The 7,973-nt window shown below is 63.7% G+C and carries 7 protein-coding genes; 2 read left to right on the top strand and 5 right to left on the bottom strand.

The genetic code is table 11. The annotated features are described in order from the left end of the window. Positions 1-379 precede the first annotated feature (379 nt). Genes AC1DU9_RS13115 through AC1DU9_RS13095 form a run of 5 tightly spaced genes read right to left on the bottom strand, consistent with a single transcriptional unit; the run spans position 380 to position 5,074 of the window. Positions 380-1,420 carry an ABC transporter substrate-binding protein gene (locus tag AC1DU9_RS13115; RefSeq protein WP_116264687.1) on the bottom strand — a complete coding sequence of 347 codons (1,041 nt, stop codon included), beginning with the start codon at positions 1,418-1,420 and terminating at the stop codon, positions 380-382. Between the two features lie 35 nt (positions 1,421-1,455). Then, positions 1,456-2,625, bottom strand: coding sequence for an acetylornithine deacetylase (gene argE / locus AC1DU9_RS13110; protein WP_223457401.1), 1,170 nt, complete (start codon positions 2,623-2,625; stop codon positions 1,456-1,458). Continuing rightward, positions 2,618-3,292, bottom strand: a complete 675-nt coding sequence (locus AC1DU9_RS13105; protein ID WP_223457400.1) for a DUF1028 domain-containing protein — start codon at positions 3,290-3,292, stop codon at positions 2,618-2,620. Before AC1DU9_RS13105 ends, argE begins: the two co-directional genes overlap by 8 nt. Before the next feature lie 10 nt (positions 3,293-3,302). Then, positions 3,303-3,713: a RidA family protein gene (locus AC1DU9_RS13100; protein ID WP_045185416.1), complete on the bottom strand. Its 411-nt coding sequence runs from the start codon at positions 3,711-3,713 to the stop codon at positions 3,303-3,305. Further along, the gene (locus tag AC1DU9_RS13095; protein WP_223457399.1) at positions 3,713-5,074 is read right to left on the bottom strand and encodes a flavin-containing monooxygenase; all 1,362 of its coding nucleotides are present in this window, start codon (positions 5,072-5,074) and stop codon (positions 3,713-3,715) included. The genes AC1DU9_RS13100 and AC1DU9_RS13095 overlap by 1 nt, the downstream gene beginning before the upstream one ends. A 274-nt stretch (positions 5,075-5,348) precedes the next feature. Here AC1DU9_RS13095 and AC1DU9_RS13090 point away from each other — a divergent pair, with 274 nt between their 5' ends. Beyond that, positions 5,349-6,725 (top strand): pyridoxal-phosphate dependent enzyme, encoded by a 1,377-nt coding sequence (locus AC1DU9_RS13090; RefSeq protein ID WP_223457398.1) that lies wholly within the window; start codon positions 5,349-5,351, stop codon positions 6,723-6,725. Next, positions 6,722-7,900, top strand: coding sequence for a trans-sulfuration enzyme family protein (locus AC1DU9_RS13085; RefSeq protein WP_223457397.1), 1,179 nt, complete (start codon positions 6,722-6,724; stop codon positions 7,898-7,900). The genes AC1DU9_RS13090 and AC1DU9_RS13085 overlap by 4 nt, the downstream gene beginning before the upstream one ends. Positions 7,901-7,973 lie beyond the last annotated feature (73 nt).

Below are 7,973 nucleotides of genomic sequence, written 5' to 3'. Positions count from 1 at the left end.
AGCTCGCTCCCACAGGGGGCCTGCGTTTTAACTGACTACCATCACCACTGCACGAGGGCGGCAAAGCTTGCACCCGAGGTAATGCACCATGCTTTTTTGTGGGAGCGAGCTTGCTCGCGATGGCGGTGTATCAGTCAACGAAGATGTTGRAKCTGATGGCCTCATCGCGGGCAAGCCCGCTCCCACAGGGGGCCTGCGTTTTAACTGACTACCATCACCACTGCACGAGGGCGGCAAAGCTTGCACCCGAGGTAATGCACCATGCTTTTTTGTGGGAGCGAGCTTGCTCGCGATGGCGGTGTATCAGTCAACGAAGATGTTGAAGCTGATGGCCTCATCGCGAGCAGGCTCGCTCCTACAGGGTTATGCGGTGCCTGTATCAGCGCGCAGCCCAGGCATTGAAGCGCTGTTCAAGCTCCTCGCCATGGTCGACCCAGAACTCCGCGTCCACGGCCCGCGCGCCGGCCAGGTTGGCCTCGGCTGTCGGCAGTTGCTCCTGCACGTCCTTGGGCAGCAATGGCAGGGTCTGGCGATGCACCGGCCCGTAAGGGATGGTTTCCGAGAACACCTTTTGCGTCTGCGGCTGGCTGGCGAACGCGATGAAGTTTTCCGCCAACGCCTTGTTCGGCGTGCCTTTGACCACCGCCCAGTATTCCGGGTCGTACAGGCTCTGCGGCCAGACGATGCTCAGCTTCATGCCTTCCTTTTGCGCCGAGGCAATCCGCCCGTTGTAGGCCGCGCTCATTACCACGTCCCCGGCCACCAGCCATTGCGCCGGTTGCGCGCCCGCCTCCCACCACTGGATGTTCGGCTTGATCTGGTCGAGCTTGGCAAATGCCCGCGTCACGCCTTGCGGGGTGTTCAAGACCTTGTACACATCGTCTGCCTTGACACCGTCGGCCAGCAGCGCGATTTCCAGGGTGTACTTGGCGCTCTTGCGCAGGCCGCGCTTGCCCGGGAAGTCGGCGACATTCCAGAAGTCGGCCCAGGACTGCGGCGCCTTGGCCTGCTTGCTCTGGTCATAGGCCATGACCATCGACCAGACGTAAGTGGCCACCCCGCACTCGGTCAGCGCACCGGGCACAAAGTTCGCCGAATCACCGAAGCGTCCCGCATCGAGTTTCTCGAACAGGCCTTCCTCGCAGCCACGCAACAACTCGGGGCTTTCGACTTCGACCACGTCCCAACTGGTGTGACCGGCCGATACCATGGCCTTGATCTTCGACAGCTCGCCGTTGTACTCACCGGCGATGATGTTGCCCGCGCCGCTGGCGTTAAAGGGCTGGAAATAGGCTTTATCCTGAGCCTGTTTGGTGGCACCACCGAAGGAAATCACGGTGAGGTCCTGGGGGGCCGCCCACACACTGGCACTCAGCAACGCCAGGGCAAACGGAACACTGCAACGCAAGGATCTGGACATGGATCGCTTCCTCGGGTCTTGTCGACCCATTGTTGTCATGGGTGTTCGGATTCACTCAAGTACGCCGCCAGGCGATCCATCAGGCGGTCGCAGGCCGCCATCTGTTCGACGCTGACAAATTCATCGGGCTTGTGCCCCTGGTCCATGCTGCCGGGACCGCAGACCACCGAAGGAATGCCGGCCTGATCGAACAGCCCGCCTTCGGTGCCAAAAGCCACGGTGCTGAAATCGTCACTGCCGCATAGCCGGGCAATCAGCCGGGCCGCCGCGCTGTCGGCGGGTGTCGCAAGGCCCGGATAGGCCGAGATTTTTTCAAAGCGGATACCGGTATCGGTGTCCACGGCCTGCATGGCCGGCAGCAACGTCTGCTCGGCGTAGTCCTGCAGTTCATCGACGACCACTTGCGGGGCGAAGTCCGGCAAGGCGCGGATCTCGAAATCGAAACGGCAATCCGCTGGCACGATGTTCAGCGCCGTCCCGCCCTGGATCACTCCGACCTGCACGGTCGAGAACGCCGGATCGAAGCGTTTGTCGTGCAATGGCGGCCGGGCCAGGGTGGCGCCGATGTCGCCCAACCGACCGATCAGGCGCGCGGCCTGCTCGATGGCATTGACCCCATAAGGTGCGTAGGCCGAATGACAGGCGGCGCCGCGCACGTGGCACCGCATCGCCAGTTTGCCTTTGTGGCCGAGCACCGGTTTGAGTTCGGTCGGCTCGCCGATCAGACACAACGCCGGTGCCGGGATGCGTTGCGGTAGCACCTCCAGCAAGCCGCGCACGCCGAGGCAACCGACCTCTTCGTCATAGGAAAACGCCAAATGCACCGGGCGCTTTAAAGGGCTGGCCAGAAACATCGGCACAGCGGCCAGCACCGAGGCCAGATAGCCTTTCATGTCCGCGGTGCCGCGACCGTAAAGCTTGCCGTCCGCCTCGCTCAGGCAGTACGGCTCGACCGTCCAGGCCTGGCCGTCCACCGGTACCACATCGGTGTGCCCGGACAGCACGATGCCGCCGGCCACACGCGGGCCGACCATAGCCAACAGATTGGCCTTGGTGCGCTCGGCGTTGTAGATCAATTCGCAATCCACGCCGAGTCCGTGCAAGTAATCACGCACGAACTCGATCAGCGCAAGGTTCGAATCGCGGCTGACCGTGGCGAACCCGATCAACCGCGCGAGCATGGCGCGGCTGCGCAACTCACTCATCGCCGGGCACTCCATACGTGGGGGCCAGGGTCGGATTGAGGGCGCGGGTCAGGTAGTCCTGCAATTGCGGCTCGTAGGCCGTCCACAGTTTGCCCAGCTCGCCGATCGGGTTTTCATCGGCCCAATCCACCCGCAGGTCGACAATCGGCCAGGTCAGGTCACCGACCACCGACAGCGCCGCCGAGTGCACCGCGCCGGCTTCACCACCGGCATTCTGCCCGGCCTGCAAGGCGTTCATCAGCCGGGTGGCGAGGCAGCCTTCGCTGTTTTCGAACGCCGCGACCATCGCCTCGATCACCCCGCTGTTGGCCAGCAGGTTGCCGGCCGCCACGCATTGGTCACCGGCCAGGGCATGGTTGATGCCCAGCGCATGGTTGCCGCTGAACACCGCCGTGCGCCCGTGGGCATCGACCACCGCCACCTGGCGGTATTGGCTGTAGCCATTGCGGGTCAATGAGTGGTCCAGCGCCTGGGGCGGCGCCGAGCCGCCCGCCAGTTCATCGAGGATCTGCGGGCCGAGGGCCGGCAGCGTGATGTTCTGGCTCGACACCGCGCCGACACCGGCACGCAGCCACGGGCAGCGCGCGCCGACGGCAATGCTCGAAGAGCTGATGGCAATACCCAGCTGGCCGGTCTCGGCGCAGCGACCCACGATGGAAAAAGTCATGGCGAATTCCTTATTCAGGGATGACAGCGATCACGTCGATTTCCATCAGCCACTGCGGCTGACCGAGGGCGCTGACCACAAGGCCGGTGGAAATCGGGAACACGCCCTTGAGCCACTTGCCGACTTCCTGGTAGACCGGCTCGCGGTAGCGCGGGTCGGTCAGGTAGGTGGTGGTCTTGACGATATGGCTCAGGTCGCTGCCCGCCTCTTCCAGCAGTTGCTTGACGTTGCGCATGGCCTGTTCGGCCTGGGCACGCGGATCGCCGAGGCCTACCAGTTGGCCGTTGAAATCGGTGCCGACCTGACCACGCACATACACCGTGTTGCCGGCGCGCACGGCCTGGCACAGGTCGTTGTCGAGCGTCTGGTTCGGGTAGGTGTCTTTGGTGTTGAACATACGGATGCGGGTATGAGTAGGCATCAACGAACTCCCATGAGGCTGGCTTTCTGAACGGGTGCACAGGCGGCGTCGGCTTGACGCTGGGTCGCATCCCGATAGTTGAGATAGGTGTGCTGTTTAACGATGTGATCGGCGATGTGCTTGGCGTCGTGCCAAACGCCCCAGATAAACGCGGAGCCACGACGGGACTGCCAAGGCAAACCGACGAAATACACCCCCGGTTCGGCCGACACGCCGCGCTGGTGCCGGGGTTTGCCGTTGTCCTTGAAGGCGTCGACCTTCAGCCAGCTGTAATCGGTGGAGTAACCGGTGGCCCAGATGATGGTGGTGACGCCGGCCTTGAGCAGGTCCAGTTCCAGGATTGGATTCGTCACGCAATCCGGGTCCGCCAGCATGGCCCGGGCTTCGGGCTCCAGCGGCAGGTCCAGGCCATTGCGTGCGATATAGGCGTCGGCCTTGTCGAGCAGCGCCAGGTAATTTTCATCGCCACGTTTAATGTTGTCGGCGAGGTTGTCTTCGAAACTCACCACAGCGCCGTTGAACGATTGAGTCAGGCCGACCAGCGTCATGCCCTGATGAGCCAGCCGGCGGAAGTCCACGGTGTGGCCGCCACGGGCACCACTCACGGCGATGGTCACGTGTTCCTTGCCCGGCTGCATGGCTTCGGCATCCCACTCGCCGAGCACCCCCAGCCACCAGCAGAAATCACGGTTGCGATAGGCACGGGGTGGACGGTCATGGGCGCCGACCGACAGGTAGACCTGTTTGCCGGAGCGTTGCAGCTCATCGGCGATCTGCACGCCCGAAGAACCGGCGCCCACCACCAGTACCGCGCCTTCGACCAGTTGCTGCGGGTTGTAGTATTGGGCGGAGTGAATCTGGGTGATGCCGGCGATTTCGGGAGCAATGGGCGGAATGGCCGGGCGCTGGAACGGGCCGGTGGCGACCACCACATGCCGGGCCTCGATCACGCCATCGGAGGTTTCAACGGTGAAACCGGGGCGGTCGGCGTTGCGCTCTACTTTCTTGACTTCAACGCCGGTGCGGATCGGCGCGTTGAACTTGCGGGCGTAGGCTTCGAAGTACTCGGCCACCTGCTCTTTTCCGGCGAAGGCATCCGGGTCCAGACCGTCGAATTCCAGACCCGGGAAGCGGTCGTGCCAGGCAGGCCCGTTGGCTACCAGCGAATCCCAGCGACCGGTGCGCCAGGCTTCGGCGATACGGTTGCGCTCCACAACAAGGTGAGGCACGCCGAGCTTGCTCAGGTGTTCACTCATGGCCACGCCGGCCTGGCCGGCGCCAACTACAAGCGTGTCAATTTCGGTCTTGTCAACTGTCATGGCTGTGCACTTCTGAAAGGTGGTTTGATTCAGGTCGGTCATGGCTGCCGCCTCGATACTGATCACTGTTGTTCTTCTGCTACGGCTATCGGGGTCAGGGTGTTGGCCGCATTCTGTTCGGAGCCGGGAAATAGCGAAATTATGTTTTTTGTGGTCGCTGGCGAGGAAAAAGCGTCGAGGCGACCGGTTGGCTGTGCAAGGTTGCGGTAGACCCGATCCCGGCCTATGGTCCAAGCGATGCATTGCCCGCGACCGACGCGAAGACCCGGCGCGGATTGCTGTCCATCCAGTGCGGATTTACGCAAGGAGTGATGACATGCCCGACAATTCCCGTCCTGCCGTGCTCGAACTGATTGGCAATACCCCGCTGGTGCGCGTCAGCCGTTTCGATACCGGCCCGTGCACGCTGTTTCTCAAACTCGAATCCCAGAACCCCGGCGGTTCGATCAAGGACCGCATCGGTCTGGCGATGATCGATGTCGCCGAACGCGATGGTCGTCTGCGCCCCGGCGGCACCATCGTCGAAGCCACCGCCGGCAACACCGGCCTCGGCCTGGCCCTGGTCGGCCGCGCCAAGGGTTACCGGGTGGTGCTGGTGGTGCCGGACAAGATGTCCACCGAGAAGGTCCTGCACCTCAAGGCCATGGGCGCCGAGGTGCACATCACCCGCTCCGATGTCGGCAAGGGCCATCCCGAGTATTACCAGGACGTCGCCGCGCGGCTGGCCGCGGACATTCCCGATGCGTTCTTCGCCGACCAGTTCAACAACCCGGCCAACCCGCTGGCCCACGAATGCAGCACCGCGCCGGAGATCTGGGCGCAGACCCAGCATGATGTGGACGCCATCGTCGTCGGTGTCGGCTCGGCCGGCACCCTCACCGGCCTGACCCGTTTCTTCAAACGGGTGCAGCCAGACCTGGAAATGGTTCTGGCCGACCCGGTCGGCTCGGTGATGGCCGAATACAGCCGCAATGGCACCCTCCCCACCCCCGGTTCGTGGGCGGTGGAAGGCATTGGCGAAGACTTCATTCCGTCGATTGCCGACCTGTCCAGCGTGCGCCACGCCTATTCGATCAGCGACGAAGAAAGCTTTGATCACGCCCGCCAGTTGCTGCGCGCCGAAGGCATTCTCGGCGGCTCATCGACCGGCACCTTGCTGGCGGCGGCGTTGCGTTACTGCCGCGAACAGACCCAGCCGAAACGGGTGGTGAGTTTCGTCTGCGACACCGGTACGCGTTATTTGTCGAAGGTCTACAACGACCAGTGGATGAACGATCAGGGCCTGCTGCAACGCAAGCACTACGGCAACTTGCGGGACTTGATCGCGCGGCGCTTCGAGGACGGCCGGGTGATCAGCGTCGGCCCCGATGACACCCTGCTCACCGCGTTCCAGCGCATGCGCCTGGCGGATGTGTCGCAACTGCCGGTGCTGGTGAACGGCAAACAACTGGTCGGCGTGATCGACGAGTCCGACATCCTGCTGGGCGTGCATGAAGACGTTGCGCACTTTCGCAAGACCGTATCCAGCGCCATGACCGACAAACTGCAAACCCTGTCCCCCGATGCCACGCTGGCTGAACTGGAGGCAGAGCTGGGCCGTGGGCTGGTGGCGATCATCCAGGATGCCTCGGGCTTCCACGGCCTGATTACCCGAACCGACATGCTCAATCACCTGCGGAGATCCCTGCCATGAGTCAACAGGATAAAAACGCCCCGCCACAGGGCTTCGCCACCCGCGTGATCCATGCCGGGCAAACGCCGGACCCTTCGACCGGGGCGCTGATGCCGCCGATCTACGCCAACTCCACCTACCTGCAACAGAGCCCCGGGGTGCACAAAGGCCTGGACTACGGGCGCTCGCACAACCCGACGCGCTGGGCGCTGGAGCGCTGCGTGGCCGACCTCGAAGGCGGCACCCGGGGTTTTGCCTTCGCCTCGGGGCTGGCGAGCATTTCCACGGTGCTGGAGCTGCTCGACGCCGGCTCGCACATCGTCTCGGGTAACGATCTGTACGGCGGCACCTTCCGCCTGTTCGACAAGGTGCGCCAGCGCAGCGCCGGGCACCGCTTCAGCTTCGTCGACCTGACCGACCTGGCGGCGTTCGAGGCCTCCCTGCAAGACGACACCCGGATGGTCATGGTCGAGACCCCGAGCAATCCGTTGCTGCGCCTCACGGACCTGGCCGCCATCGCCCGCACCTGCCGCGCGCGCGGCATCATCTGCGTGGCCGACAACACCTTCGCCAGCCCGTGGATCCAGCGCCCGCTGGAACTGGGTTTCGACATCGTGCTGCACTCGACCACCAAATACCTCAACGGCCACTCCGACGTGATCGGCGGCATCGCCGTGGTCGGGCAGAACGCCGAACTGGCCGAGCGCCTGGGCTTCCTGCAAAACGCCGTCGGCGCCATCGCCGGCCCGTTCGATGCCTTCCTCACCTTGCGCGGGGTGAAGACCCTGGCGCTGCGCATGGAGCGCCATTGCAGCAACGCACTGGAGCTGGCGCAGTGGCTGGAACGCCTACCGCAAGTCTCGCGGGTCTACTACCCGGGCCTGCCGTCGCACCCGCAACACGAACTGGCCCGACGGCAAATGCGCGGTTTCGGCGGGATGATTTCCCTCGACCTCAACAGCGACCTGGCTGGCACCAAACGCTTCCTCGAGAGCGTACAGATCTTCGCCCTGGCCGAGAGCCTGGGCGGCGTGGAAAGCCTGATCGAACACCCGGCGATCATGACCCACGCCACCATCCCGCCCGATACCCGCGCAGAACTGGGGATCGGCGACGGGTTGGTGCGGTTGTCGGTGGGGGTCGAGGATGTCGAGGATTTGCGGGCTGATCTGGCGCAGGCGTTGGCAAGGATGTAAGCAAGCTCGCTCCCACACTTTTGAATTTCTGTCATACACAAATTATGTGTTCACCAGAGATCCACTGTAGGAG

Source organism: Pseudomonas sp. P4_C1 (genome assembly GCF_056402155.1).
The sequence above is the reverse complement of the archived record's forward strand: the minus strand, read 5'-3'. Positions and strand labels throughout refer to the sequence as shown.

Bases quoted from the DNA above. Each gene is read 5' to 3' on its own strand.
- AC1DU9_RS13115 (WP_116264687.1), bottom strand. From the start codon at position 1,420: ATGTCCAGATCCTTGCGTTGCAGTGTTCCGTTTGCCCTGGCGTTGCTG.
- argE (WP_223457401.1), bottom strand. From the start codon at position 2,625: ATGAGTGAGTTGCGCAGCCGCGCCATGCTCGCGCGGTTGATCGGGTTC.
- AC1DU9_RS13105 (WP_223457400.1), bottom strand. From the start codon at position 3,292: ATGACTTTTTCCATCGTGGGTCGCTGCGCCGAGACCGGCCAGCTGGGT.
- AC1DU9_RS13100 (WP_045185416.1), bottom strand. From the start codon at position 3,713: ATGCCTACTCATACCCGCATCCGTATGTTCAACACCAAAGACACCTAC.
- AC1DU9_RS13095 (WP_223457399.1), bottom strand. From the start codon at position 5,074: ATGACCGACCTGAATCAAACCACCTTTCAGAAGTGCACAGCCATGACA.
- AC1DU9_RS13090 (WP_223457398.1), top strand. From the start codon at position 5,349: ATGCCCGACAATTCCCGTCCTGCCGTGCTCGAACTGATTGGCAATACC.
- AC1DU9_RS13085 (WP_223457397.1), top strand. From the start codon at position 6,722: ATGAGTCAACAGGATAAAAACGCCCCGCCACAGGGCTTCGCCACCCGC.